This is a genomic window from Pannonibacter sp. SL95 (assembly GCF_026672425.1).
Classification (GTDB): Bacteria; Pseudomonadota; Alphaproteobacteria; order Rhizobiales; family Stappiaceae; genus Pannonibacter.
Map to the genome: position 1 here is coordinate 758,592 of NZ_JAPPRC010000006.1, position 24,397 is coordinate 782,988.

27 protein-coding genes and 1 pseudogene are annotated in these 24,397 nt (G+C 58.6%); 16 read left to right on the forward strand and 12 right to left on the reverse strand.

All coding sequences use genetic code 11. The features are described 5' to 3' along the window. Position 1: 1 nt before the first annotated feature. The 4 genes from OVA12_RS20540 to OVA12_RS20555 form a co-directional block, all read right to left on the reverse strand. Entirely contained in the window at positions 2 to 1,240 is a 1,239-nt protein-coding gene (locus OVA12_RS20540; protein ID WP_268140508.1) for a phage major capsid protein, read from the reverse strand. Between the two features lie 189 nt (positions 1,241 to 1,429). Beyond that, the gene (locus OVA12_RS20545) at positions 1,430 to 2,023 is read right to left on the reverse strand and encodes a hypothetical protein (protein ID WP_268140509.1); all 594 of its coding nucleotides are present in this window, start codon (positions 2,021 to 2,023) and stop codon (positions 1,430 to 1,432) included. A gap of 76 nt (positions 2,024 to 2,099) precedes the next feature. Then, complete coding sequence (locus OVA12_RS20550; RefSeq protein WP_268140510.1) at positions 2,100 to 2,357, reverse strand: hypothetical protein; 258 nt, start codon at positions 2,355 to 2,357, stop codon at positions 2,100 to 2,102. A gap of 2 nt (positions 2,358 to 2,359) precedes the next feature. Beyond that, positions 2,360 to 2,533 (reverse strand): hypothetical protein, encoded by a 174-nt coding sequence (locus OVA12_RS20555; protein WP_268140511.1) that lies wholly within the window; start codon positions 2,531 to 2,533, stop codon positions 2,360 to 2,362. Between the two features lie 91 nt (positions 2,534 to 2,624). Here OVA12_RS20555 and OVA12_RS20560 point away from each other — a divergent pair, with 91 nt between their 5' ends. Then, positions 2,625 to 2,864: a helix-turn-helix domain-containing protein gene (locus OVA12_RS20560; protein ID WP_268140512.1), complete on the forward strand. Its 240-nt coding sequence runs from the start codon at positions 2,625 to 2,627 to the stop codon at positions 2,862 to 2,864. Positions 2,865 to 2,943: 79 nt separating this feature from the next. Beyond that, positions 2,944 to 3,732, forward strand: a complete 789-nt coding sequence (locus tag OVA12_RS20565; protein ID WP_268140513.1) for a DUF4145 domain-containing protein — start codon at positions 2,944 to 2,946, stop codon at positions 3,730 to 3,732. A gap of 20 nt (positions 3,733 to 3,752) precedes the next feature. On the opposite strand, the gene OVA12_RS20570 is transcribed toward OVA12_RS20565, so the two are convergent. From OVA12_RS20570 to OVA12_RS20590, 5 genes and pseudogenes are all read right to left on the reverse strand, one after another. Beyond that, positions 3,753 to 4,586, reverse strand: a complete 834-nt coding sequence (locus tag OVA12_RS20570; protein WP_268138618.1) for an IS5 family transposase — start codon at positions 4,584 to 4,586, stop codon at positions 3,753 to 3,755. Positions 4,587 to 4,696: 110 nt separating this feature from the next. Then, positions 4,697 to 6,325 (reverse strand): terminase large subunit, encoded by a 1,629-nt coding sequence (locus OVA12_RS20575; protein ID WP_268140514.1) that lies wholly within the window; start codon positions 6,323 to 6,325, stop codon positions 4,697 to 4,699. Continuing rightward, on the reverse strand, positions 6,325 to 6,768 hold the full coding sequence (locus OVA12_RS20580) for an HNH endonuclease (RefSeq protein WP_268140515.1): 444 nt from the start codon (positions 6,766 to 6,768) through the stop codon (positions 6,325 to 6,327). The genes OVA12_RS20575 and OVA12_RS20580 overlap by 1 nt, the downstream gene beginning before the upstream one ends. Continuing rightward, the gene (locus tag OVA12_RS20585; RefSeq protein ID WP_268140516.1) at positions 6,768 to 7,562 is read right to left on the reverse strand and encodes a helix-turn-helix domain-containing protein; all 795 of its coding nucleotides are present in this window, start codon (positions 7,560 to 7,562) and stop codon (positions 6,768 to 6,770) included. The genes OVA12_RS20580 and OVA12_RS20585 overlap by 1 nt, the downstream gene beginning before the upstream one ends. A 617-nt stretch (positions 7,563 to 8,179) precedes the next feature. Continuing rightward, positions 8,180 to 8,293 (reverse strand): annotated as a pseudogene (locus OVA12_RS20590) (integrase core domain-containing protein); the annotation flags it as partial. A gap of 898 nt (positions 8,294 to 9,191) precedes the next feature. On the opposite strand from OVA12_RS20590, the gene OVA12_RS20595 reads away from it, so the two are divergent. From OVA12_RS20595 to OVA12_RS20655, 13 genes are all read left to right on the forward strand, one after another. Next, positions 9,192 to 9,908: a hypothetical protein gene (locus tag OVA12_RS20595; protein ID WP_268140517.1), complete on the forward strand. Its 717-nt coding sequence runs from the start codon at positions 9,192 to 9,194 to the stop codon at positions 9,906 to 9,908. After that, the gene (locus OVA12_RS20600; RefSeq protein ID WP_268140518.1) at positions 9,902 to 10,354 is read left to right on the forward strand and encodes a toxin-activating lysine-acyltransferase; all 453 of its coding nucleotides are present in this window, start codon (positions 9,902 to 9,904) and stop codon (positions 10,352 to 10,354) included. Before OVA12_RS20595 ends, OVA12_RS20600 begins: the two co-directional genes overlap by 7 nt. Then, positions 10,351 to 11,472, forward strand: a complete 1,122-nt coding sequence (locus OVA12_RS20605) for a cupin-like domain-containing protein (RefSeq protein WP_268140519.1) — start codon at positions 10,351 to 10,353, stop codon at positions 11,470 to 11,472. The genes OVA12_RS20600 and OVA12_RS20605 overlap by 4 nt, the downstream gene beginning before the upstream one ends. 156 nt (positions 11,473 to 11,628) lie before the next feature. Further along, positions 11,629 to 11,946: a hypothetical protein gene (locus OVA12_RS20610; RefSeq protein WP_268140520.1), complete on the forward strand. Its 318-nt coding sequence runs from the start codon at positions 11,629 to 11,631 to the stop codon at positions 11,944 to 11,946. 317 nt (positions 11,947 to 12,263) lie between these two features. After that, a complete protein-coding gene (locus OVA12_RS20615; RefSeq protein ID WP_268140521.1) occupies positions 12,264 to 13,577 on the forward strand; it encodes a hypothetical protein in 1,314 nt (437 codons plus the stop codon). Then, on the forward strand, positions 13,574 to 14,065 hold the full coding sequence (locus tag OVA12_RS20620; RefSeq protein ID WP_268140522.1) for a hypothetical protein: 492 nt from the start codon (positions 13,574 to 13,576) through the stop codon (positions 14,063 to 14,065). The genes OVA12_RS20615 and OVA12_RS20620 overlap by 4 nt, the downstream gene beginning before the upstream one ends. Before the next feature lie 67 nt (positions 14,066 to 14,132). Continuing rightward, a complete protein-coding gene (locus OVA12_RS20625; protein WP_268140523.1) occupies positions 14,133 to 14,939 on the forward strand; it encodes an insulinase family protein in 807 nt (268 codons plus the stop codon). Beyond that, positions 14,936 to 16,600 carry a peptidase domain-containing ABC transporter gene (locus OVA12_RS20630; RefSeq protein ID WP_442793905.1) on the forward strand — a complete coding sequence of 555 codons (1,665 nt, stop codon included), beginning with the start codon at positions 14,936 to 14,938 and terminating at the stop codon, positions 16,598 to 16,600. The genes OVA12_RS20625 and OVA12_RS20630 overlap by 4 nt, the downstream gene beginning before the upstream one ends. Continuing rightward, on the forward strand, positions 16,597 to 16,995 hold the full coding sequence (locus tag OVA12_RS20635; RefSeq protein ID WP_268140525.1) for a biotin/lipoyl-binding protein: 399 nt from the start codon (positions 16,597 to 16,599) through the stop codon (positions 16,993 to 16,995). Before OVA12_RS20630 ends, OVA12_RS20635 begins: the two co-directional genes overlap by 4 nt. A gap of 9 nt (positions 16,996 to 17,004) precedes the next feature. After that, on the forward strand, positions 17,005 to 17,922 hold the full coding sequence (locus OVA12_RS20640) for an HlyD family type I secretion periplasmic adaptor subunit (RefSeq protein ID WP_268140526.1): 918 nt from the start codon (positions 17,005 to 17,007) through the stop codon (positions 17,920 to 17,922). 627 nt (positions 17,923 to 18,549) lie between these two features. After that, on the forward strand, positions 18,550 to 18,888 hold the full coding sequence (locus OVA12_RS20645; protein ID WP_268140527.1) for a hypothetical protein: 339 nt from the start codon (positions 18,550 to 18,552) through the stop codon (positions 18,886 to 18,888). 26 nt (positions 18,889 to 18,914) lie between these two features. Next, complete coding sequence (locus OVA12_RS20650; RefSeq protein ID WP_268140528.1) at positions 18,915 to 20,129, forward strand: methyltransferase family protein; 1,215 nt, start codon at positions 18,915 to 18,917, stop codon at positions 20,127 to 20,129. Further along, complete coding sequence (locus tag OVA12_RS20655; RefSeq protein ID WP_268140529.1) at positions 20,105 to 21,418, forward strand: cytochrome P450; 1,314 nt, start codon at positions 20,105 to 20,107, stop codon at positions 21,416 to 21,418. The genes OVA12_RS20650 and OVA12_RS20655 overlap by 25 nt, the downstream gene beginning before the upstream one ends. On the opposite strand, the gene OVA12_RS24020 is transcribed toward OVA12_RS20655, so the two are convergent. Together OVA12_RS24020 and OVA12_RS20660 are read right to left on the reverse strand one after the other, a co-directional pair. Continuing rightward, a complete protein-coding gene (locus OVA12_RS24020) occupies positions 21,392 to 21,838 on the reverse strand; it encodes a thiol-disulfide oxidoreductase DCC family protein (RefSeq protein ID WP_442793906.1) in 447 nt (148 codons plus the stop codon). The genes OVA12_RS20655 and OVA12_RS24020 overlap by 27 nt on opposite strands. A gap of 85 nt (positions 21,839 to 21,923) precedes the next feature. Beyond that, complete coding sequence (locus tag OVA12_RS20660) at positions 21,924 to 22,562, reverse strand: TetR/AcrR family transcriptional regulator (RefSeq protein WP_268140530.1); 639 nt, start codon at positions 22,560 to 22,562, stop codon at positions 21,924 to 21,926. A gap of 115 nt (positions 22,563 to 22,677) precedes the next feature. Between OVA12_RS20660 and OVA12_RS20665 the strand changes: the two genes are divergently transcribed. Next, a complete protein-coding gene (locus tag OVA12_RS20665; protein WP_268140531.1) occupies positions 22,678 to 23,292 on the forward strand; it encodes a hypothetical protein in 615 nt (204 codons plus the stop codon). Between the two features lie 40 nt (positions 23,293 to 23,332). Here OVA12_RS20665 and OVA12_RS20670 read toward each other — a convergent pair whose 3' ends face one another. Continuing rightward, positions 23,333 to 24,349: a helix-turn-helix domain-containing protein gene (locus OVA12_RS20670; protein WP_268140532.1), complete on the reverse strand. Its 1,017-nt coding sequence runs from the start codon at positions 24,347 to 24,349 to the stop codon at positions 23,333 to 23,335. Positions 24,350 to 24,397: the final 48 nt, after the last annotated feature.

The following is a 24,397-nucleotide window of genomic DNA, read 5'->3' on the forward strand; positions in this document are numbered from 1 at the left end:
ATCACACCTCCGCGTAAGCGAAGGCCTCGGGATGCCGGACGGCAACGTCCACATCCAGAAACACATGCATCAGAACGCCACCGTTGGAGGCCACATCCGGATGGTAGGGGTTCAGAAGGATATCGACCGCAGACCAGTACCCAACATAAAGTTCAGACCACTGACCATAGATCAGCGCCGACTTATCGTTGCCCGCGCCAAGGTCGTTCGGCACCTGCGTCGAGGTCTCGACACGGCCACCGTGGAACAGCTCGCCCATGGGCATAACGTGGCCATCCCCGTCTTTCAGCCCGCGCGCCATGCGCATGACGTTCGGATGCGTCAAGAAGGCCGTGGTCCCGGTCACGTCATCGCGCTCAAGTTCGGCCATGAGGTTGGCGGTCGTGTCCGAAAAGGCCGTCTCAGTGTTGACCTTGGCCACACCCGAAGTTGCCAGCAGGCCGCGCGGCTCTGCCCCGGTGCCGGTGCCAGCGATGGCCGCGCTGTCGAGGCCCTGCGCCAGCAGGAAGCCAAGATCACGGCGCAAAATGTCTTCGATGGCCTGACCGGATTGCAGCAGCAGGCGGCGGGACAGACGGTACTCAGCGGTAATCGTCTTCGGCCCCATCGAGACTTTCTCGAATGCCGCTGCCGACCGGGCCGCGTTGCCGTTTTCTGCCACCCAGGACGCGGAGCCGCTGGACGCAAGATTGGGCAGTTCGAGGAAGCCGGTCAGATTGCGCAGCACCGTCGCGCCCATCTGCTCCACCTTCAGCGCCGGGCGGAACCGGTCCGCAACGGCGGCAATCGTCGTCGGCACCATGAAGCCGCCCGCCGATGGTGTACCCACGGTCTGGCTTCGGGTCTCGGGAAGCAACACCTCAACCGGGATGGCCACGTGGATTCCAGCCTCGCCAGACCGGCTTTCACGGCCACGCTTCAGGTCGTCAGAAACCTCCCCTTCAAAGCCCGTCGGTCGGCCGGACGCCGCGCCCTGCACCAGATTAGCAACCTTGTAGCTGCGCAAGTCGCGGCCAAATGCGCCGCCGTCCACCCGCTCGCCGCGTTCATCTTTGCGCATGATCTCGGCAACGCGCTTCTCGCGGTTCAGCTTGTCGTCGAGGTCGATGACCTCACCCTGAAGCGTGTTGAACCGCTGCTCGTCGGCAGGGTCAAGCGCAGCCTTGGCATTCAAGGCCTTGATCTCGTCCCATGTGCGGTCGAGCTGGCTTCTCAGTTCAAGTTCCCGTTTTGTCGGCATTTTCTACACCTTTCGTTCCAACTTCGGCCACAATCGGCCCTTGCGTCATGTCGCGCCGCCTTGGCGCGTCCGGTGAATTGGTGCCAGTTCAGCCGCCTTGCCCGGTGTCAAATTCAAGCCCGCGCCCGGAGACAGCCTTTCCGTTGTTGGCCCACTGGCGAGGCCTCACAAATGCGCGCGGGAAGCTGTCTATTCGCTCTGCTCAAGCTCAAAATGAACAAGACCAACACCGGCGCGCCTAAGCATCATCAAGCCAAGTTCTTTGAGGCTCAGAACAACAACAGGACCGCACCAACGTTGATCGAGGACGCCGGAAGGATCGCTGGGAACAAGTATTCCCTCCTCAAAGGTTTTAGAGCCATCCGCCCACCAGCAAAAAAGATGAGCAGGGGCTGCATGATACCCATGTTGCGTCAAAAGCGTCTTGCGCAGCCAATCCGCCTTGACGGCCCATGGAATCCCGCCGGGAAATGCCACTGCATTCCATTCGTAAGCTCTGAGGTGATCACCTTCATAAGCCTCGACATGGGCAAGCGCGTTGTAGACGATACCGACGGCACAGGCCTTAGACACCTCAAGCCCTTCCTTCGGACCGATCCCCTTAGCCGCCAGCTCGTTCAAGACGAGCATTTCCGCCAGGTCGAAGGCGTTGAACCGGGCGTGCCCCTCGTTCTGGGGCAGGTATCCACGGCGGCGGTAGTCTCGTTGGGTCGCAAGCGCAATTCCCGAAATCCGCTCGGCTTGCGCGGGCGTGAAGGCTGTCAATGTCAGGGTGTATCGCATGATGCGCCTCTAAAGTTTCGTGATAGATACCACGATTTAAAAAGCGCGGCAAGCACCACGTTCTCCCACACTCCTATCAATGCCGCTTGAACTCGCGGAACGCTTCCTGCCTTGCCACATCAAGCGCCGCCTCGATCAACACCAGCTTGTCGCGGCAGGCGGTGACGATGGCCTGAAGCGCGCCCGCGCGGGGGCTGTCGAGCCCGTCCGCCAGCAGCGCGAAGGCGTCCAGCAGGCCGGAAAGGTCGATGCAATGGCCCTCGGCATCGACAAACGCGTCGATCCGGTGGCGCGGTCCGGTGGCCTCGTTCTGGTCGTCGGCAACGTCGGTCATGGTCATTCCTCCTCGTCGGTGTTGTGTGTTTTGGTGCGCGTTTCAGCCTCGCCATCCAGCACCCGCAGGAAGGCGGCCAGGTGCGCCGCAGCGCGCTCGATGTCGCGCCGCGCCCTCGGTTCGATGGTCAGCCACAACGGGGCATGACTCGGCTGTTCGCGGAAGGGCTCGCCCATCGCGTTGCTCCTGTGCTACAAAATGATTACGGTGTAATGTTTCGTGCGCTTGTGCGCGCGCGTCAAGTTAAATTTAGAGCGGTGTTATAAAATGATGCCTGTGCAATGCAAAATGGCTCGCGTGGCATTGGGGATAGGCGTCAGGGAACTGGCTGAGCTAGCAAAAGTCGCGCCCGCGACTATTTCACGCTTAGAGCGTGGCGACGAACTCAAACCACGCACGGTTGACGCGATCCGCGCGGCCCTCGAAACTGCGGGCGTGATCTTCATCGACGAAAATGGGGAAGGCCCGGGTGTGCGACTGAAGAAGATCAAAGGCACGTCAGCTTAAAGGCTAAACTCCACCGGCATCGTCGGGGTTACTACTCTACGTATCGTTGACTTTCAGTAGAAGCCAAAGGAATCCAAATATGTCGCCAAGCATCATTCCGCCAAGCGCTTCTAAGAGAGCTTTTACGTGCCCTTCATGCAATGTTACCGCACATCAAACATGGTATCGCGCCGCTGCACACACGATGGTCAATGCTATTACACTAGATCAACACCTCAGAAATCAATCAATCATAGATGCAAAGCAAAAACAAATTTACGACGATGTAATTGGCGAAAATAGAGCTAAGAGCCAGTGGATAGATCGGCCAATTCATCTTTTCAAATCTGATAGCCCCCTTGGGGACGGGCGATCCGTAAAGCATCTGTCGTTTTCCAACTGCGAGCATTGCGGATCAGTGGCTGTATGGTACAAAAATTCAATTATATTTCCAAAGTATAGCGAAATTCAGCCGCACCCTGACATGCCGAATGATGTAAAGGTTACATTTCTAGAGGCCGTCTCAGTACTTAAGACTTCTCCCCGCGCATCATCTGCACTTGCTCGACTGGGGCTTGAACAGCTATGTATTGCACTGGGCTTCAAGCAAAGTCGGCTTGATGAAAAAATAAAGGCTCTTGTTAAGTCAGGAATTTCGACCGACACACAGCAAATGCTTGATTATATACGATTAGCGGGAAATGACGCAGTTCATCCGGAACGCATTAATAGTGAAGATACCATAGAGAATTCGGAAATATTACTGCATTTCATTAATAGAATATGCCAAAGATTAATAACTGAACCCCGCGCGGCTGACGACTTGTATCAAAAAATCTCAGATAGGAGCAAAGCGGCCATCGAAAAGCGTGACTCGGCAGAAAGCTAAGAGTCGGACTCGAAAAGCCTTCAACGATAACCGTACCTTGCAAGTCGCCTTGTGATCAGGCGAATGTGGGCGATGATGATCCAAGCCTCTGATGAGGCGATGGACTTTTCGACATCCTTTGCCAATCTGCGGCATCTGCCGAGCCAGGCGAAGGTCCTTTCGACGACCCAGCGGCGCGGTAGGACTTCGAAGCCTTTCGCCTTGTCCGAGCGCTTGATGATCTCAACCGTCCAGCGCCCGATCTTCTTCAGCCGTCGCTTCAGCTTATCGCCCGCATAGCCGCCATCGGCGAAGACGTGCAGCAACCACGGCCACCTGTGGCGGATGGATTTCAGCAGATCGGGAGCGCCATCGCGATCCTGGATATCGGCCCCATGCACCATGAGGCCAACCATCAGGCCGAGCGTATCGACGATGATGTGGCGCTTGCGGCCTTTGGTTTTCTTCCCCGCGTCATAGCCCCGGATACCGCCGCTTTCGGTGGTTTTGACGCTCTGGCTGTCGATGACACCGGCCGTCGGTGAGGCCTCTCTGCCCTCCAGTTCGCGGGCTTCCATAACCAGATGGTGGTTGATGCGTGACCACAGCCCCAACGCCCGCCATTCATAGAAATAGCGCTGGACGGTCGAGCACGGTGGAAAATCCTTCGGCAGCATGCGCCACTGGCAACCGGTCGTAGCGATGTAAAGCAGCGCGTTGACGACCTCACGCAAGTCCGTGGTCCGCGGGCGACCCAGGCGGCGGGGCATGGGCAGAAAAGGCTCAACCAGTGCCCATTCCCGATCTGTCATGTCGCTTGCATAGCGTGCCGTCCGCCGGGCATAGTACCGACGGGTGATTTCGCTCCAGGCCATTCTGAACTCCATCGAATCTCGCAAATCCGAAGGAACCATAACCTGTTGAAATCACCCACCTCTTTTTGAGGCAGCCTCTAAGAAATTCCTAGACTACGGGTGACACCATGTCACCCGTCAAGGAATTGCGCCAGGCACGCCGGAAGAAGCTCTTCCTCCTGACGCCCGCTGACGGCCAGCGCCATGGCGAGCGCGACAAGCCCGTCAATCCTGCCGTTTGCCTTGCTCTTATCGAGCTTTCGGTTGCCCGCCGGATCGCGCGTCACCACGGCATTGGTGGCGCACATTTTGAGCACGGGGTTGCCGCCGTGTCGCAGCAGGCCTTCCGCGACGCAGCGTTCCAGAAGGTCCACCGCAGGGGCCATATCGCGGAAGCCTTGGCCGAAGGGCTCCAGCGGCAGCCCCGCGCCCAGCAAGCTTAGCTCGCGCCGCAGGTCTTCGATACGCCAGCGGTCATAAGCCAGCTTCTGCAAATCGTACGTGCTCGCGGCCTCGGCAAGCTCATGCGCGACAAAGCCGGGGTCGATGGTCGCGCCAGGAATGAGCGTGATGTACCCCTGCCGCGCCCATAGATCGTACGGCACGCGGTCCTCTTCGCTGCGTTCTTTCACCGCCGCCTCGGGGAAGTAGAACCGCGACACCACATCGAACATGCGCCCTTCACCAGGGAACACCAGAACGAACGCCGTCAGGTCGCGGCCTGCCGACAGGTCGAGGCCGCCGAAACACGTGCGGCCCCGCAAGGCGGCAAGGTCCGGCGCGGTGCCGCATTTCTCCCATTCGACCTTGTGAATGAAGCGGGATACAGCGGCCACGCGCTGGTTCAGGATCAGGTTGCGGAAGGCGGATTCCTTTGACGGCACCAGGCGCGCCTGTGCCGCCTGCCGGGTCACATCGTCGAGGCTGCGGAAGTCACCAAGCGCCGGGTTTGCCGCCTCCCAGGTCTCCGGTTCCCACGGATCAGCATCAACCGGCGCGGCATAGAGCGTCAGATGGAAGGACGGGTCATCCACATCGCCCGCCTGCACCTTCAGCCCGTAGTCGATCAGCTCGGAAAACACGTGATGGTCCGCCGCTGCCTGCGTTGAAATGCACATCATCAGCGGGTTGTCGCGCGCGCCGGTGGCCGTATCCAGCGCGTCAAAAAGGTCGCGGTTCGGCGCGCTTCCAAGTTCGTCATAGACGACAAAGGACGGGCTTAGACCCATCTTCGATCCGGCATCCGCCGACAGGGCGGCATAGATCGAACCAGCGCCATCACCGAACAACACCTCGACCTGTTTGCTGTGCCGGATCACGTTCGCCCGGTCATCAAGCTCCGGATGCGCTTGCAGGATCGCCGTCATCTCCTGAAACAGCTTGGCCGCCTGATCGCGTGTCAGCGCCGCCGAATACACCTCGCCACGCGGTTCGGCCTCCGGTCCCATCAGGTGACAAAGCGCCAGCCCGGCGGCCAGCTGCGTCTTGCCGTTCTTGCGGCCCATGGACAGCACCGCCGTCCGCACCGGCCGCCGCCCGTTTTCGTCCTCGGCATAGACTTCCTCAAGGAACGCGCGCTGCCAGGGGCGGATTTTCATCGTCGTCCCGGCAAGGCTGCCCGCCGTGATCGGCAGATCCTCGAGGAAGGCAATCACGCGGCCCGCCCGCGTCAGCCCAGGTTCCTCCCAGGGCTTCACCGTCCGAACGTCGATCTTGCCGCGTTCCGAAAGCGGCTTGGCCCCTATGCCCCGGACAGCCATCAGGCAAACCCCAAATCATCAACGTTGTCAGAGGCTTCATCCAAGTTTCTGGACGAAACTAAGTGCGAAAGTGACTTCCCGGACGGTATCCGGGCTTTCCCGTTCTGGTGATTTTGCCCGCCCCCGGCCCCCGTATGCCATTCGTCCGTGTCATCGAGCGGGTTGCCCTCAATGTCGAAGCCCTTCATGCGCCGCGCAAATGGCAGCGCGGTCTTGCGGTCAACGGCTGCGGTTTTGCTGTTGTGGCAGGGGATGCACATCGCGGTCAGCCCGTCGAGCGGCGGGAACGGATCGCCTCCGGCGTTGATGGCCACCTTGTGATCGACAACCGTCGCGGCCTTCACCACACCGCGCCGGGCGCACACTTCGCAGACGGGGCTTGCCGACAGCTTCGCAAGCCGCAGCCGCTTCCAGGTGGCAGTGTTGTAGGGCCAGCCGGGCATCAGCTCACCCCTTCCCAGCCATCGGGCAGCGCCGCAGACGCCTGCCGGTCGAGTTCGTCGAAGATGTCCAGAGCGAACGGGAAGCCCAGCTTGCCGTTGATCCTCACTTCGACCGGCGGCCTTTTGCGAATCCGTTCGTGAATGGCCGCAAGTGTCGGATAGCGCGGATCGTCAGTGGCGACGAAGTGCGCTTTCGGTTTGGGAAGTGGCTTCGGCTTGGAAGGTCCAGGTGCTGGCCTGCTGCGCTCCGGCAGGGCCTCGCGCGTGCCCGCGCCTTTGGTTTTTTTATTTATATTATTTATTCTAGTTAGGGGGCTGTTTTTGTCACCCTTTCGGGCAGGATTTGTCACCCTTTCACGGTAGCTTTTGTCACCCTTTCGTTCCGGTTCACGGTAACTTTTGTCACCCTTTTCAGGTGCCTCGACAGGGGCAGGGCCATCGGTCGGCAGCGGTGCAACATCGGCATCGACGGGCTGGAACGTGTAGACATTGCAGCTCCCGCGACCGCTCCCCTTCTCAAGCGACAGGTAGCCACGCGCCACCAGAGCCTTCAGGCCGCGTGTCACCGTCCGCTCGTTAAGGCCGGAGGCCTCGGCAAGGGTGGCGTGCGACGGCCAGGCGCGACCGTCCTGCGTGTTGATGTAGCCGGACAGGACAACAGCGATCCTCAGATCAGACGGGGTCAGCTCAAGGTCCGTTGCGACCTTGCCGATCCAAGCCAACTTGTCGCTGTACTGGATTGTATGCACGGCGGACGGACCGCGTTCGCGCCGGAGAGGAAGCACGTTTGTCATGCCGCCCCCCTTGCCGAAAGGGGCGCAAACCGGTTTGACAAAGCCCGGCTAAGCCATTGATTTTCCGTACCGGGTTTGACAGCGCATTCGTGGGTAAGGTGTTGCCCTAGCTGGGATACGCGATGCTTGAAAATCCGCGTGTCGCTGGTTCGATTCCGGCTCTGGGCACCACTTCCCTTTTCCAGCATATCGCCATAAGTCTGCTCAGTCCTCACGGGTCTTGTAACCCTATGGGGATATTCACGTTTTTCGGCGGCCTCGCATCCGCGCCGATCCGTATCCGTCCATGTCATACCGTCCCCAACCGATGTTTTTACAGTAGCAAAACGCAGTAGGTCACGGCCTCGTGCTAGCACTTGACCTGCCACAGGATTATCAACCAGCGGCGGTCGGAGCCTCCAAAGGTTTTACTCGTTGTGGTGCAGTTATGGCATCGGACGATCGGCGGAGCTCGCGGGTTCCGCAGCCGACCATCCGTTTGCGTGACATTGGCCGGGTGGGCAGCCGGCGTGATGTATCCGACCGCCGAATGTGGCGCGCTGTGTTGAAGCCTGTGACCTAAGCCGTGATCTTGCCCGAGCGTCCTCAAAATCAGAGAAGAGCGTCTTGTTTCAGGGATCGCGGCGCATGCGACCTATGACACACTCCACTAGGCCGTTCTGCATGGGCTTTCCGGGCGCGATGTGGCGCCAGTCGACATCGTTGTCGTGGTATAAAGCCAACATAGCGTTGCACGCGCCCGGCGCTCGCGCGCGGACGGCCCTTCATCGCTGTGAGCGAGCCGGTGGTTTCAGTTGAGGCCCGCAGGCTTTCCTTCGCGATCGAGCTGAACTAACAGCCGCCGATAGTCGAAGCACTGCCGAGTGGAGCAATAGCTTGGGCCCCGCGTCGCGGTCAGCATCTGCTGTGCGCTCTTCAAGCAGCAAAGCGGCACCGATCTGCCCACCGCCCCCGAGACCATCTCAATTCTGCTGTTGCTCGACACCCCCTCAACAGTAGCAGTCATCGCCCAAGACTGTTCAGCCGTCCCGTTGGACGCGGACGATAGATCGGACAGTTCCCTAGCGCACCGCACGACCAAGGCGCAATTAGAGCCAGAGAAACAATTCTAGGCTGAAAACGTGCTTGACGCCTACCTAGGCGTAGTGCATCTTACGCAAAGTTAGCATTGTTAATAATGACAATTCTGTAGGATTGTTATGCAGAATAGGTTTGAGTCGACAACAAAAGAATGGTTTAATTTCCATAACATGGATGAAGAAATCGTCTTGGATTGTGTTTTATTGATTGAGCTCGGTTTTTTTCCTTTTGAGCTTGAAATTAATACTATGGTTTTGCAGGGGGGGGGGTATCGGCGCAAGCTGTCGGTCAATCGAGTCTGCGCTCTACAGTTTGGTTTGCCCCTCACTTTCGCGCGCCCTTGGCATTGAGCTCAGTTTGGTTGCAGAACTTGTTGGAGCGATCCGTTGGAGCAATGCTGGCTTAGGTGAGCTGCCTCACACAGTCGACCACGGCATCGGTGTGCCGCCAGAGATCCGAATGGGTTGGCAGGGCTCGGAAGCCGATCTGATGTGCCTCGCACATGAAGTGGCTCACGCAGTCCAGCTGCAGCTATCAGGCGGGTCTTTCATGCCCCCTATCGCTCGCGAAACCTGCGCCTTCCTAGGCGAACTCGCGCTCATTGATTGGGCAAGACGAGACCACAGCGCATTGGCCGCAAGGCTCTCGATGGTTTGGCGCGAGGAAAACAAGAAGTACTTCAATGACGATTGCCGCCTGCTGAAAGGTGCCCTGACAGATCCCACAAGCACATACTCTTATCGGATGAACTATCCGCTGGCGCGCGCCGCCGCGGTTATGCTCTGGCAAGCTGGTTGTGACATCAAGCGGCTCTTCAGTGCTGGCGCGGGGGCAATGGCCCTTGTGCCGATATCCGCAATTGCGGATGCCGCTGGACGGGCCCGAAACTATCTTCCAGCTTTCCCGCCATCGGGGACGGCGCAGAATACCGTTGATGCCTATCGCGCAATCGGTGTGATGGCCTTGCTCGACATCGATTTCCGAAAGGGTGAATCGGAACGGCGGGTCGGGGACTACTATGTAGCCCTGTTGTCGCACCTGCAGAACCGGACCGCCTTTGTGGCGCTAGATGCGTTACGCCGCCCGGTTGGCTATGCGACTTGGTGCAAGGCGGCAGGCGACAACACAGTAACCTTGACGCGTCAAGCGGCGCCGTTTGGTGACCATCTGCTTTTGCAGACAGCTCTTGAGCGTCATCTGGGCCGGGACACAGATGTTCAGGCACACCACCCTCGCAGTTCGCGACAGGATCAAATGGCATGGTGAACATCGATTACTATGCCAGCGCAGGGTATGCGCTCGAGCTGCTCGCACAGTCCGAATACCATAGGCAACGCGCTCTTGGTAATTACTTCCGAGTAGAGATCATGCCTGCGCTCTGGCGCGGACAAGCGCGGTTCTATCTGACGCCAGAGGGCATTCCGACTGCGATGGTCACCTGGGCTTGGTTGAACATGGACGTTGAGCGCGACATCCATGCAACCGGGCGCGCCCTCAAGCGGGACGAATGGTGTTGCGGCGACCGGCTGTTCTTCAACGACTGGATCACCCCGTATGAAAACATCCGGGAGGTGTTGCACGACATGACCCACAACATCTTCCCAAGCGAGATCGCTACTAGCCTGCGCCGCAACGCGGATGGGACAGTTCGGCGCATCAGCCGCTGGACAGGCGTGAACCTACGCAAGGCCCAAGAGGAGGCCCTGGCATGAACGTCGCCTATCCGCGAAGCGCCTTTGACGCCGATGTTGCCGCGATTCAGGGGGTCGCTGATCTCATGAGCGGTGGGTTCGAGAACCCTGAAGGCATAACCGGTCAGGTCCGGGTCACGATCCCTGAGTATCCCGAGCAAAGCTTCATCGTCCGCTTTGCCGCAGAACTGCATGTCGAACACAATGACATGAACCAAATGACCGAAGCGAATGTCACCATCCCCATCGCGACGATCCGCCGGATGTTTGCCGAATTCGAAACGCTCGACTGGCGCGATCCCGGCATCATCGGCACGATCACCTTCACAGGCAATCTCGCACTTGCCAATCATCTGGCCAAATCCTGCGTACGGCCGAGCAACTGGACAATGGCGCGTTTCCGCAAGGCGGGGCGGCAGCATGCAGCTCTGGGGCATCGCAACCTGACCGCGGTTGAGTACCTGTATTGCCCGACCCAGAGACAAATCCTGGAGGCAATGGCAGAAAGCCGACCTGTCGTGGTGACCGGGCTGCAGCCGACACCGCCCTGCCGCGACTGGACACTTGACCTACTTGTCGAACGCTTTGGCGACTCCCTTGTTCGCGTCCGCTCAGCCACGCATCGCCAGACCATGGCCGACTTCGTGCGCGAATTGAAGGAGTTCGAAGCCAATCCCTACGACCGGATGATCGAAGGCTTCGTCAAGCCCTATACCGAAGGCGCAATCCTGCCCGAGGCGATGGAAGCGCATTTCGGACCGCTGTTTTTTGACCGTGAGGACTTCATCCCACCGCAACTCTGGCTTGGGTCTGTGCCCACGCATGTTCCCACCTCCAGCCTGCACCGCGACCCGCTGACCGGATTTCTGTTTCAGGTGATGGGGCGCAAACGGCTGGACCTTTACTCGGCCGATCAGGCTGACCTGCTTTATCCGATGAAGGCCTACAACCTGTATCAACCCTGCTGGTTCAAGCCCGAAGCCCCGGACTTTGAACGCTATCCGCTGGCGCGCGAGGCCAAGTGCATCTCGGTTACGCTGAACCCTGGCGAGTTGATCATCCAGCCCGCAGGCTGGTTCCATCAGGTGTATGCGCTGGACAGCCCGAACATGTCGGTCAGCTATTTCTGGCGTTACTGACGCCAAACAAGTTTCCCGCATGAATTGATCTGCGGGAAGTGGGTGAGGGAAGGGTTCAGCTTCCCCCACCCGATTGTGCCGCCGGGCAGGAAAACCCGGCAAAACGCAACGCGGAAAGGGTAGCAGACCCTGTCCGTTTCAGGAAGGACATACAAAATGTCACAAGCAATTTTGGCGGCTATGCACGATCTCCATAGCAACATCAGCTTTGGCGGAGGGGGCGATACAGGTGGAGGCTCTTCTGGTGGAAGCTCTTCTCATGAAAAAAGCGATCGAACCAGCCAGTATAAGGGCGAGATTCAAGCGCAGATTGATCGTGTTCAAGATCGCGCGTGGGGCCAGAGCGGCATGGGAGCATTGGTTGGTGACGCAGTAGCTGGGCCTGGTGGTGCAGTTGTTGGCGGGGCAATCGGATACTACGATAGCTTTTATGGTAACGAGCTTGGCGGCAAAGGCGACTTAGGCCCACGCTAACATCATAGCGCGGCAACGGTCTGAACTGGATCGTTGCCGCAGGAGGCTAGATTGCGCAAAATTCAAGCAGTATTAACAGGGCTTTTTGTTTATGCATTTGCAACGAATTTCTTAAATGATGCAAGTGCGTTTAATAATAAGCCGTATCTAGAGTTTACTGTTGTCGTTTCTGTTTGCTACGTTTCGCATTTTATTTCTGGTTTTGTTATAAGTATTGCGAGAAAAATAATAGAATATTTTTATTGAATTACAGTATACTTATGTTTTGTATTTTGTTGTTATAATTTTCGTCTCTAAATCTTAAAGGGGTGGTCGACTTGTTCTTGTTTTCTGGGTTCGTGGCTAGATGTCGTTTCTCTGTTGCGTCGACTTTGTCGCTCTATGGTTCTCTCGCAACGATTGCAGGTCTCACGAGTGTGTTGGCAAATGCGCAAGTTGGTGCGTTGCAGCACACAGATCAGCCGCCCACCATACACGTCATCTTTCCAGTGCCAGGCGGTGCGGATGTCCGGCATCATTATCTTGAGCATCTCACCTGGCTTAATGCTGTCGGAGATGATCGGGTTGGTTCCGGGCAGCACCATACAAACGCCTGGACCAATGACTATGCCATCGGCTACCGGCTGTCCGGCCCGTCCGATGACTTGGCGGACATGCTCCGGCGGTTGAAGAGGGTGTTCGAGCCCATTGAGGTACCGCGCGAGTTTGCCGAGCAAGAGCGCGATATCCTCGAACGGGAGTACGATCTGCGTACGGGCGGCACCATCAACGCCAATGCCGCGCTGGAGATGGAGGCGTTCCTTTACCAGGGCAACCAGATCGCAGGCGATCCTATCGGAACACCGGAATTGATCCGGGCCCTTAACTATGATGACGCCAAGGGCCTGCACGCCGAAACCCACCGCCCCGATCGCGCGCGTCTTCTGGTGATCGGCAACGTGTCAGAAACTCAACTGGCCAATGCAGTGGAAGAGGCGGGCTTCCCCGACCTTGACGTCAAGCGGGAAGACATCGGTCCGCCGCCATTCGCCCTGGCCTCGATTGAAACGCGCATCTTTCGCTATCCTGACCCGAATGCTGCCCCGCGGATGATCTTGCGTAAGGTCGTTGCCCTGCCGGAGCCCCTCGATTTTGACCTGCTTGAGGCGCAGGCCGCATTAGCCCGAAATATCCTCGATACCAATCTGCCAGGCGGGCTTGCAGGGCCATTGCGCTTTGATGCTTTCGTCACCAGGAGCTTTGGTATCTCCATCGTGCCTGTCGACGAGAGCCACATCGAGCTGATCTTCTCAGCTGAGCCTGACAAGGGCATTGGCTTTGCCGCCATGCAATCCGCCTTTGAGGGAGCTCTTAACAATTCCGCACGAGGCGTGCCTGCAACGACCTATGACCGTGTTCTCAAACGGTTCGAGGGCTTCTGGCCTGACTGGTCGAATGAGGAAAAAGTCGCCCGCTGGATGGCGGATTACACCTTGTCGCGCGTTTCCATACTTCGTGAGCCCAAGTCTGAGCGCCAGATGCGAAAGATTGGCACCCAGATCGATGCCGCAGACATCGACATCATTCTCGCGGCCCTTTCAGGCCCCGGTCGCACCGCCATCGCATTTATCGGAACGGACCCAAACCCATGAAGCACTTCGCCGTCGCTGCCTTTGCCATGATCCTGCTGGCAGGATGCCAGGAGGGAGAAAAGCTGGATGCCACCATCGAGACCAGTCCCGCTGGCATAGAATATGCGCGGCTCTACATCCCCGAGGCCGAGGATGTCGCAATCCAGATCGCCTGGCCAACCGACTGGGCCTTGCGCGACGATGTCAACCAGGCCGTGCCCTACATCGGGAAGGACCTGATCCTTGCAGGCGGAGCTGAGGGTTTTCCACCTGGAGAGGTTGTGGAGACCTTTGCGGACCTGAAGGCCAAGGGAATGCTGTCGGTGACTGCCGACTACCTGCATGGGCAACTGATCGTTCCAAAGGATAATCTCGACAAGGCTGTCGAAATCGCCACCGCTCACCTGGCAAACCCGACCATGGATCAAGGCTGGTTCGACCGGGTTCAGCAGAGCCTCGCCTCCAAAGTGGCTGAGCAGACCGTCACTGCCCGCCAAGCGCGGCTATGATGCGCTGCGTTGGGCAATCCTTGGGGATACGCCGCTGCGCCGGGCCTTGTCCCTCGATCCACCTGAAGTGATCACCAAGGCGACACGTGCCGACGTTGTGGAATGGCACCGGCAGACAGTGGTTCGCACGGACGCAAAAGTCGTGATTGCCGGAGACATCAGCACGGAGGTTGCGGGCAAGGCAGTTGACGCGCTGCTATCTGGCCTCCCTGAGGGCGTGCCGGCAAGTGCGTCTGCGGCAAGCGCTGACTTCACCCCAATACGCATCCTGCTGCATGTGCCAGAAGCCAGGACATCTGCACTTGTCTTCCTGGGACCGTTGCCACCGACGAGCCAGGGGAGTGAACTGGAAGACATTCTGCTAACCAATGCGCTTGGCGGCGATGACAAGAGCGTCCTGTTCGATGCCGTCAGAACTGGGTTGCGCGCCAGTTACGGCTTTGCAGCAGGCCTGGATGCCTACACGCGCGAGCTGCGTGTCGTGGCTTTGTCGGGCGAGGTTGAAACCGCCAAGCTCGCAGAGGCGGAAGCAGTCGTCCGAACGGCCTATTCCGGCTTCATTCACGCGCCGAGGATGGGCGACCTTGACGCGCGCAAGCGGCCCCTTGAGGCAATTGCTGAACAGACGAAAAGGCGCCCTGGCGCAGCGTCCTTCGCAGCCTTGATGGCCATGATGGACGGGCAGGATCCTAATTTCGCGCTGACATTGTCATCGCTTTCGAAAAAGGTCACCGAGGCAACCGTGCGGGCCCGAGCGGCATCGGCCTTCCCCAAAGCGGAAGAGCTGATCATTCTGGCAGTATCTCCCGACGCCAAAGCCCTGCCTGGTGCGTGCGTGATCACTTCCCCGGCGGAAGCAGCCAAGTGCCGATGAGAGTGCAAGACAAAGACAGGATCAGCGAGATTCCGCTTTCCTGGTTCGGAAAGACGCTGTGGAAGTTCACTCCACTCTACACAGAACTGGTGTTCCTTGCGATCTGCCTGCGTTTGATTGGCCTGGTGGAGCCCTTCATCTTCCAGGTCATCATCGACCGCATTCTGCCATTCCAGCGAGAAGCTTCGCTGGTCGTCGTCGTCGCGATCTTCGTGGCCGTCAGCCTGTTCCAGCTCGGCTTCGAAGTCCTGTCCCAAGTCCTTGGCATGCTGACGGCGAACCAAGTCACAAGGGAATTCGGCGCGCGGATTTTCGACCACCTCTTCAAGCTCCCCTTCAACAATTTTTTCAAATGGTCGGTGGGCGAGATCATTGCTCGGATCAGCGAGACAGACTCGATCCGTGCCTTTCTCGTCGGCACGACGACCGGCGTTTTTCTCGATCTGCTGTTCGTCGTCGTTTACGTAGGTGTACTGCTTACTCTTTCGGTTCCGTTGACCGTAATCATCTTGGCGGCAATGCCGCTTCAGATACTGATTTACATCGGCTTCGGTCCCTTCCTTCGTCGCCAGCTGCGTTTACAGTTTGATGCAGGGGCTGCACATCAGACTCAGATGGTCGAGAACATCTCAGGTATCGCCGCGGTAAAAGCGCTCAGTGCCGAAGGCCCAATGCTGGAGCGGCTTGACCGAACACTGTACGCCAACCTGCAGGCAAGCTACCGCGTCGGCATTTTGCACCTCTGGAATGAAAAGATGCTGTTCGTGCTCGATCGAGCGATCACGATCAGCATCATATTTTTCGGCGCACAGTTTGTGTTTGCCGGCCGGATGACACTTGGCGATTTAATCGCATTCCACTTGCTTGCCGCTAAAGTAACCGGACCAATCAGAAATTTTTCAAATCTTTGGGAAAGCTGGCAGAATATCCGGGTTTCGCGGCAAAGACTTGGCGATGTTGTCAACTGCCCCACTGAGCCTTTCGATGCATTGCCTAAACTTCCTGCAAATCTGAAAGGGCAGCTAAAATTTCATGCCGTCGATTTCTCCTATCAGCCCTCTGCACCGGTATTGAAAGGTTTCGACTTCGTGGCCGAGCCCAATTCCATGACACTCGTCATCGGGCCCTCAGGTGTTGGCAAGTCGACATTTGGTCGCCTTGCGTCTGGTATCGACGTGCCAGACTCCGGCGAGGTGACTTTGGACGGCGAGAATATCACGCGTTTCGAGCCGCACGATGTCAGAACCAGGATCGCTTACGTGCCGCAGGAACCCTACCTGTTCTCTGGTACCTTGCGAGACAACCTGACACTTGGCGTCGTCGGAGCCTCTGACGACATGATCGCAAGAGCACTGCGCATTTCGGCTGCCGATCGTCTGGTCGAGCAACTGCCGCTTGGCCTCGACACCTATGTCGGTGAACGCGGTTCCGCCCTCTCGGGGGGGCAGCGCCAACGTGTTGCCATCGCTCGTGCTCTTGTGCGGCGACCAAAGGTCATCGTTCTGGATGAACCGACCAGTGCGCTTGATGGAGCATCGCAACGTAGGATGGCGGCCGAGTTGCGGGCGCTCAAGTCCGAGGCAACGTTGATCATCATAACTCACAGCCCAGACATCTTTGCTGATCCGGATCAGATCATTGATTTTGAGGCCCTCAAATGACCGATCTTTCATCAAATGGACGCGTTGCCTCACCCACATTGCATGTAACCATTCTTTTTACGATTTGCGTGTTTTTCGCGATCCTTCTCATGTCGTTCATATTCAAAGTTGAAGTGGTGGCGCGCGGTCAGGGACGGGTGGTTCCGATAACCCGAGTTCAGGTCATCCAACCGGAGTTTTCCGGGCGGATCGCGGCTATTCATGTCCAGAACGGCATGACTGTCGGTAAGGGCGACATCCTAATTGAGCTCGACCGTACAGATGCCACGGCCGAGCTTGGAAAGGTGCAAGCCGAACAGGTCCGGCTGACCATCGAAAAGGCGCGCATAGATGCCATGTTCGCAGCATTGGCGCTGGTGCCTCAATCCGAGGATTTTCTTGCAACGGCTCAGTAGGGCTTTTTCTTGCCCGCGCCCTTTGCAAGCCACCCTTTCGCAGCCGACCAGCGCCGCCTTCTAGACACCGAACTGGAGGATTACCTTGCATCGCTTTCTCAACTGACCGCGCGCGAAGAAGCTAATCGAAAGTCGGAAGCCGTAACGTCGGCCAACATCGACCGCCTGGATGCAACTTTGCAAATCCAGGCCGAACGCCTTCGCAATGCCACGAAGTTGGTGCAGCAGGGAACCACCAGCCGCGCCGCCTTTCTGGATGTGCAGCAAACCTTCACCGAACTGGAGCTCCAGCGGGACGTCTATCTGGCGGAACTTGACCAGAAAGCCGCAGAACGCACTGCGCTGGAAAGCCAGCGACGCCGAACCGTCGCGGATCTGAAAAACACTCTGGCCGAGAGAAAGACCGAGATCGAAGCACGGCTTGCGACCCTGACCGAAGAAGCGAAGACCGCCTCGCGGCGATTGGCCTCGACCAGGCTTCTGGCCCCAACTGGGGGCGTCGTTGATAAGCTCTCGGTATTTACTGTTGGAGGGATAGCCGAAGCAGGCACCGAATTACTTCGAGTCGTGCCGACCGCATTTGCGGTTGAGATCGAAGGAACATTCTCGAACTCGGATATCGGTTTTCTGGTCGAGGGCCAGCAAGCCAATATTCGCCTCGATGCCTATCCGTCCGAACGCTTTGGCTTTCTGAAAGCAAGGGTTACAGACATTGCGGCAGACTCAACTGAGGTCACAGACAAACAATGGGCGTACATCGTCCGGATCACCCCGGATCAGGCATTCCTGACAGCGGGCGGCGCCCGTTTCTCGCTGCGCCCAGGTATGACCTCAATAATCGACGTTACCACCGATGAACGCCCGATCATCAGTTATTTCTTTGATCCTATCGTCCGTACAATCCAGGATGCTATGGGCGAGAGATGACAGGACGCCTTGAGCGCTTAAATATATTTGGATTTGCTGATTTTATTGCAGGGAAGGTCCAACTGCATTCGGCATTTCCTCCGCCATTATCCCTTAAAAAGACCATCTCCCGATCCGGCATAGGGCGGAGAATTGCGTTGTTTCCGGGGGGGCTGAATCTGATCAATGGCGCAGTCGCCAGGACGGCAGAAATCCATCTCTCAGGGCCGACATTCTCTGCACCTGGTGGCTCCGTCATTTGGTATCCAGATCGTAATGCCCTGCAATAGAATAGGTATCTGAGGTCAGTGTTCGGAGTTGGATCCCCGTCCGGTTTGTACGGCATGGAACAGCAATCGAACCGTTTCTGCTTGTAGCAAGCGATCAAGCCGAGCGGCAGGAAAGTGGACCCTAAGCATCCGCGAAGGTACGACGCCTTAGTGAACAAAGCAGACTGTCTTGCTTGGACTTTGACGAGCCTGGCGCCCAATCTTGGCGTGCGACGCCCAATTCGGCAAGACTGCCTTCGTCATCATCTGAGAAAGGCCGCTTTGGAACCCTTCCCAACGATGAGATCAGGATTGCCCTGTCGATTGCAAGGTGCAATCTAAGCGCATGTACAGATTAAAGTCACCCGTCGTCCAACTCATGGTTTTCCTCGCCTCAGGCCTAGTTTTCTTGCGAGGCTATTCGGCAGTTGCCGATATTGCCAACGGTGACCCGTCGGAGGTTCTGGCCTTTCCGCTCACCGTGATCATGCCCGGTCTCGCATTTGCATTCTTGGCCTTGCGCCGTGATGTGTCCACGCAAGAAGGCGCCCTCATGCAGATGGGCGCCATGATCCAGATATTGCTCATAATTGCTTTGCCCAGTTTCGGGTTGCATCTAGCGCTTGGTTTTCCGATCGTATTTCTGATCGTTGAAATCTTCGAAACAAGGATGCCTCTGATGATCAAGGTAAAAATTCTACAAAGACTGCTGAAATGATTGCGTTATCCCTGTCGGAACCATGGATGATCCTGTTACGGTGGGTCTTGTTGCTGGGCCCAGTTTGCCTGATGCTTTTGATGGTATTTCTGCGAAACCTGACGAAACGGGCACAAATCGCCGGCTTTTTCGCATTTCTCTACGGTGTTGCCGCGATCTTTGTCGGCCATTCCTTGGCTTTATGGAGCGGATGGTGGCACTATGGCTGGGATGCATTGATGGTGAACGGCTTGCCCGCCGACGTCATCATCGGGGGAGCGATCCTCTTCGGGCCGGGTCTGTACTTCTCTTTTCCGAACACCCGCCCGCTGATCCTGCTTCTTCCCGTCATCATCGGATTGCATGGAGCCATTTTCAGCTCATTGGAGCCTCTGGTATTCGCCGGCCCGAATTGGTTTCTTGGCGTCCTCTTCGTCTTTGCGACGGCGCATCTTCCTGCGATCTACCTAGCCAAATGGACAGAGACTGACACGCAGCTGCCGTTCAGATGCGCGCTGCTGGCCATCATGACGGGCGGCATGATCTTCGTCGTCATCCCCTCGCTCATCATGAAGGCCATGGGAGGCACATGGGATGTGCTCGACAGGCCGACATGGACCATAGTCCTTACGACGGGATTGCTTGCGATCACTTCGCTGATCGGGATCGCTGCCAACCAAAGCCTTTGCCTGCAAGGACAGGGCACCCCCATTCCGCTTGATCCAACGAAGCGGCTCGTGAGCACGGGAATATACGCCTATCTGTCTAACCCGATGCAGCTTTCTGCAGCATTGAGTTGGCTGGTCCTGGGAGCGTTCCTGCACAACATCTGGGTCATGGCTGCGTCCTTGATGGCCTGGGTTTTCGTTCAAGGGATGGTCCGGTGGCATCATCGGAATGATCTGTTGAAGCGCTTCCCCGTTGGGTGGCCCGATTACAAGGCGAAGGTTCCCGAATGGTTCCCGCGCTGGCATCCATCGCTGAAGACGTGCGCTACGTTGCACCTTGACGCATCATCCCGGCTGCATCGTCGGGTTGCGCTTTGGCTGTGCTCGGCGACCCAGCTTCGGATCCAGTGGTCAGATGACCCGCTTCCCCGTTATGAGAACCCAGACAATGTCTTTGATTTCGACCGCTCGTGTGCCATTGCCGCCGCAGCCATGCACAAGAACTTTGCCTATGCGCTTGTCGGTCATGCTTGGCTGTTGCTCGCTTTGCCCGCAAGGTCGTTGAGCGGATGGATCTTGAAAGGCCAGAGATGAACGGCCCATCGGCGCGGCTCCTCGGCATCGACACCCTGATCTGGATCAGGCGCGATCAACTTGGCTTTTACGCAGCGATGCGAAGCCGGTACGGGGATGCCATCCGCCTGCGGCTTGGTCCCTATCAGTCATGGTTGTTTTTTCACCCGGACCAGATCGAAGTGGTTCTCGCGACCAAGTCCGAAACCTTCATCCGCTTCGAGCGCATGATGAAGGTGTTGCGGCAATGGAATGGAGAAAGTCTATTTATCGCCGAGGGAAAAAGCTGGCATGACAGGCGCCGGAAGGTTCTCCCTGCCTTCGCTCAGCGCAAGATGCCGACCTATGAGGCCGTGTTCAGGCAAGTTGCGCTGGATTGGGTCCGGCGCCTGTCCGACCTGGCACGGGCAGATGGCGCAGTTCACCTTGATGCCGATGAGACTTTTGCGCAGATTGCCCTTGACGTCGCACTGCGGACCCTTTTCGGTGGTGGATTTTCGGAAGGTATGGACCAGGTGTCCCATCACATCAAGGTCTTGTCGGAGGTCGCCTTCAGCGAATGCGCAAGCCCGATCACCTTGCCGGATTACCTGCCGCTTCAAGGCAAGCGTCGGAAGAAGGCCGCGATGAGCTTCATGCGCGACCTCGTCCGGCGGTTGGTGGACGACAGGCTGAAAGGACCGCCCGGGGATGACCTCTTGCAAGTGCTGATCGAGACACATGGCGGCGACAGGCAAGAGATCTGCGACGATGCAATGAGCTTGTTGATCGCCGGTCACGAGACGTCCGGTGCTGCCTTGTCCTGGGTCTTTGCGCTCTTGGCGGAGCATCCTGGGACTCTTTCACGCTGCCAAAACGAGGTTGCCCAAACGCATGACGTACAACAGATGCCGTTTCTTCTGGCCTGCATCGAAGAAGCTCTCAGGCTTTTTCCACCCGGATATACCTTGTTTCTGAGGCAGGCGAAAAGCGACGTCGATGTTGCGGGCGTGCCCGTCAGGAAGGGGGACTTGCTTCAGATAGTTCCCTTCATGACAGGCCGTGATCCAAGGTTCTTCGATCAACCCGACGCTTTCAGACCAGAGCGGTTCCTGTCTGCCCCCACATGGCCCTTCTTTGCCAATATCCCATTCAGCGCGGGTCCTCGGGCATGCACCGGACATAAGTTCGCGCTGAAGGAGGTGTCGATAATCGCTGCCGAACTGCTTCGTGCCTTTCACCCCCGCTTGGTAGGGGCATTCCCCAAACCCGAACCGCGGTTTTCGCTTCGGCCCCAAGGCGGGTTACTGATGATCTGGGACAATCGTTGACCGCGGCGGCCCTTGAACGAACCGCTCACTTTGTCCATTTGGGGGCCAGAAGCACTGGTCTTTTCGCCCGAACCAACGGTAGCGATTGCGTGCCATGCGATCATAGAACCAGTCGCGCCACATCCGCGGTAGAAACCGTAAGGCGTTGGCCCACCGCCAAGGGGCGTGCAGCCGATCCAGTATTGCACGCGTGGCGTCGGATTTGATCAGGGGTTTTCCCTCTAAGACGACGAGGTAGGTCCGGTCCAGGCTCTCGGCCGTGAGGCCATGCTCTGCGGCAAGGGCAAGACCCGCTTTTGACCAAGCCGAAATAAAGGTCGAGGTCGGGTGTCGTTCATGGCGCAAAATGAAATGCACCCAACCCGAGCACATCAAGCAATCGGTGTCGAAGACCACGAGCATGTCATCTGCAGTTCCCATGTCCGAGTTATGCCCCTATTCCAACACATGCCAAGAGACTATCGGAAAGATAAAAGCTGACATTGGCTAAGGCAGGTCGACATGATCAAGGATGGCGCAGCAGCGAGATGAACAGGTCGAGCGTGCGCCGCATTGCCTCTTCGGGCGGGCGGGTGATGCGCCATTCCGGGTAATGCCCATCAATCCACATCCGCACCGTGCCATAGATGAAGGCGCGGGCCATGTAGATGAGATCCTCGGCCTCGATGTCGGGGCGCAGGATGGCGCGGATGCGCGCGTCCGCGATGAACTCGGCAATCAGCTCCCGGAGTGCCTCGTTCTCCTGGGTCAGGCGCTCCGACCCGTGAAAGTCGATCAGCGTGCGCGAGCTGATCACCTGAAAATGCGTCGGGTTGGCCAGCGCCCAGGCAAGATAGCCCTCACCAATGGCGCGAAGCCCGGCGAGCGGATCCGCCGCCGGCGCGCGGGCGAGCGCATCGGCCACTGACTGGGTCAGGCGCGAAATCGCCTGCTCGGCCACCGCGGTCAGCAACGCAGTCTTGGTCGGAAAATGCCGGAACGGGGCCCCGGGCGACACTCCGGCCTGTTTGGCCACCTCGCGCACGGAAACAGCCTCGACCCCACGCTCCTCGATCAGCCGGATGGTCGCGGCAATCAGGTCTTCGACGAGATTGCCGTGGTGATAGCTGCGCCGTGCCGGCGCCTTGGAGTCGGATTCAGTCATGACGTCACAGTAACAGGTCATCACGATCTTGTAATCACTGATTACATTCATTGCCTGAGCTCCGACGAAGTGTAATCACTGATTACATCGAAGTCTGGAGCCAATGGAGGCAGGAATGAACGGGATGGTGACGGGGTGGCGGCTGGTGGGCCTTCTGGGGCTGATGTTGACTGCGATGGCGGCGGTTTTGGCAATCGCCGCGTCGACGGACGTGGAGGCAGCGCGGCTGGTCATCCGATGGACCGCGCGCACCTCCCTTGTCCTGTTTCTTCTGGCATTCGTTGCCAGCGCGCTGGCTCGCCTGGCGCCAGGGGCCGGCAGCCAGGCCCTGATCGGCCGCCGCCCGGCCCTGGGTCTCGGGTTTGCGATCTCGCACGGCTGGCATCTTGCCGGCATTCTGGCGCTTGCGTACCTCGACCCAGTGCTCTTCGGTCAATTGACCAACCCGGTGACCATCGGCAGCGGCGTGATTGCCTATCTCTTCATCGCGGCCATGGCGGCAACGTCCAGCGACCGCGCGGTCCGATGGCTGGGGGCGGCAAACTGGCGGCGGCTGCATATGACGGGCAGCTGGTACCTGTTCCTGTCTTTCGTGGTCGCCTTCGGCAAGCGCGCTGTGGTCAACACGGATTATGTTCCGGCCATGATCCTGCTGGCGCTGGCCCTGGCGTTGAAAGTCGCCGCTGCCTACAAAACCCGCACAAATGCCCGCTGCGCCGTCGCCGAGTGAGGACGCAGGCCTGCGTGATCCCGAAGCCGTTCTTGCCCGACTAGCCCCGCACCGCGCCGGGGGCGGTGCCGAAGCGGGTGCGGAAGGTGCGGTAGAAGTGGGACAGGTCGTTGAAGCCAGTGTCATAGGCGATGGCGGCGATGGAGCTCATGTCCTCGCCGTCCTGGCGCGCCAGCAGCCGGTTGTGAGCAAGGTCGAGACGGGTGCGCAGGATGACAGCGCTGACCGTCTCGCCCATGGCCTCGAAATGCCGCTGCAACGAGCGGCGCGACAGGCCGAGGCGGCTGGCGAGACTGTCGATGTCGAGACCGGGTTCGCAGGCATGGCGGGAAATCAGGCGGCAGGCTTCGGCATAGAGGCTCTCGCGCTGGCGATCCTGCGGTGCGGACTGCCGGTCCCAATGATGGAAATAGGCGCCCAGAAGATCGAGAACGGTCTCGCCGAGCGAGGACTGGGCCGGCGCGTCCAGCGAGAGGAGCTTGGTCACGACCGCGCGCACGGCGACGCAGAGTGGGTCGGTGCGGTCGAGACCGACGCCGCCAAGACAGGTTTCGCCGAGCCGCCGGCGGGCGAGATCGCGCGGCAGGTGCAAGGAAATCTGCCGGGAGCGGCGGCCGTTGTAGATGAATTCGGACGGACAGGCGGAGTCTGCCAGATAGAGATCCCCGGCGCGCAGACGGACCTCCTGGTCCCCCTGGCGGATGCCGGACGTGCCGCTGTCCTGCAGCAGCAGGAACAGGTGCTCGGCCGGGTCCTGACGGATCATCCGGGCGGTGCGGGCAACCGACTGGGCGTCGAGCGAGACGATGGCGGTGTCGATGCCGCCGGCGGAGAGGAGCGTGATGTCGCCCTCGACGGTGGCCTCGCGGCGCGCGGCCGGCTCGACGGAAAAGGCACCGCAGACGGCCTGCAGGCGGGCGGCATAGGCATCGACCGGGATCGGGGCGAAACGGGCGGACGCGCGCAAGGGGCGCGAACCGGGGGGCGGCGAGACCTCGACATGACGGCTGCGCGGCATGCCAGCGGCCTGGCTGGACGGGGACTGGCTCCGGCCCATGCGTTCCTCCCTCTCTGGTCAGCCGGTAGCCTCTTTTCCGGGCCATTT

Excerpts from the sequence above, each read along its gene's own strand:
- OVA12_RS20585 (WP_268140516.1), bottom strand. The coding sequence starts at position 7,562 with ATGACAAACGTGCTTCCTCTCCGGCGCGAACGCGGTCCGTCCGCCGTG.
- OVA12_RS20575 (WP_268140514.1), bottom strand. The coding sequence starts at position 6,325 with ATGGCTGTCCGGGGCATAGGGGCCAAGCCGCTTTCGGAACGCGGCAAG.
- OVA12_RS20610 (WP_268140520.1), top strand. The coding sequence starts at position 11,629 with ATGTCACAAGCAATTTTGGCGGCTATGCACGATCTCCATAGCAACATC.
- OVA12_RS20545 (WP_268140509.1), bottom strand. The coding sequence starts at position 2,023 with ATGCGATACACCCTGACATTGACAGCCTTCACGCCCGCGCAAGCCGAG.
- OVA12_RS20565 (WP_268140513.1), top strand. The coding sequence starts at position 2,944 with ATGTCGCCAAGCATCATTCCGCCAAGCGCTTCTAAGAGAGCTTTTACG.
- OVA12_RS20555 (WP_268140511.1), bottom strand. The coding sequence starts at position 2,533 with ATGGGCGAGCCCTTCCGCGAACAGCCGAGTCATGCCCCGTTGTGGCTG.
- OVA12_RS20600 (WP_268140518.1), top strand. The coding sequence starts at position 9,902 with ATGGTGAACATCGATTACTATGCCAGCGCAGGGTATGCGCTCGAGCTG.
- OVA12_RS20620 (WP_268140522.1), top strand. The coding sequence starts at position 13,574 with ATGAAGCACTTCGCCGTCGCTGCCTTTGCCATGATCCTGCTGGCAGGA.
- OVA12_RS20670 (WP_268140532.1), bottom strand. The coding sequence starts at position 24,349 with ATGGGCCGGAGCCAGTCCCCGTCCAGCCAGGCCGCTGGCATGCCGCGC.
- OVA12_RS20550 (WP_268140510.1), bottom strand. The coding sequence starts at position 2,357 with ATGACCGACGTTGCCGACGACCAGAACGAGGCCACCGGACCGCGCCAC.
- OVA12_RS20650 (WP_268140528.1), top strand. The coding sequence starts at position 18,915 with ATGATCCTGTTACGGTGGGTCTTGTTGCTGGGCCCAGTTTGCCTGATG.
- OVA12_RS20660 (WP_268140530.1), bottom strand. The coding sequence starts at position 22,562 with ATGACTGAATCCGACTCCAAGGCGCCGGCACGGCGCAGCTATCACCAC.
- OVA12_RS20665 (WP_268140531.1), top strand. The coding sequence starts at position 22,678 with ATGAACGGGATGGTGACGGGGTGGCGGCTGGTGGGCCTTCTGGGGCTG.
- OVA12_RS20630 (WP_442793905.1), top strand. The coding sequence starts at position 14,936 with ATGAGAGTGCAAGACAAAGACAGGATCAGCGAGATTCCGCTTTCCTGG.
- OVA12_RS20570 (WP_268138618.1), bottom strand. The coding sequence starts at position 4,586 with ATGGCCTGGAGCGAAATCACCCGTCGGTACTATGCCCGGCGGACGGCA.
- OVA12_RS24020 (WP_442793906.1), bottom strand. The coding sequence starts at position 21,838 with ATGGGAACTGCAGATGACATGCTCGTGGTCTTCGACACCGATTGCTTG.
- OVA12_RS20540 (WP_268140508.1), bottom strand. The coding sequence starts at position 1,240 with ATGCCGACAAAACGGGAACTTGAACTGAGAAGCCAGCTCGACCGCACA.
- OVA12_RS20635 (WP_268140525.1), top strand. The coding sequence starts at position 16,597 with ATGACCGATCTTTCATCAAATGGACGCGTTGCCTCACCCACATTGCAT.
- OVA12_RS20655 (WP_268140529.1), top strand. The coding sequence starts at position 20,105 with ATGGATCTTGAAAGGCCAGAGATGAACGGCCCATCGGCGCGGCTCCTC.
- OVA12_RS20605 (WP_268140519.1), top strand. The coding sequence starts at position 10,351 with ATGAACGTCGCCTATCCGCGAAGCGCCTTTGACGCCGATGTTGCCGCG.
- OVA12_RS20580 (WP_268140515.1), bottom strand. The coding sequence starts at position 6,768 with ATGCCCGGCTGGCCCTACAACACTGCCACCTGGAAGCGGCTGCGGCTT.
- OVA12_RS20645 (WP_268140527.1), top strand. The coding sequence starts at position 18,550 with ATGGTTTTCCTCGCCTCAGGCCTAGTTTTCTTGCGAGGCTATTCGGCA.
- OVA12_RS20595 (WP_268140517.1), top strand. The coding sequence starts at position 9,192 with ATGCCCCCTATCGCTCGCGAAACCTGCGCCTTCCTAGGCGAACTCGCG.
- OVA12_RS20560 (WP_268140512.1), top strand. The coding sequence starts at position 2,625 with ATGATGCCTGTGCAATGCAAAATGGCTCGCGTGGCATTGGGGATAGGC.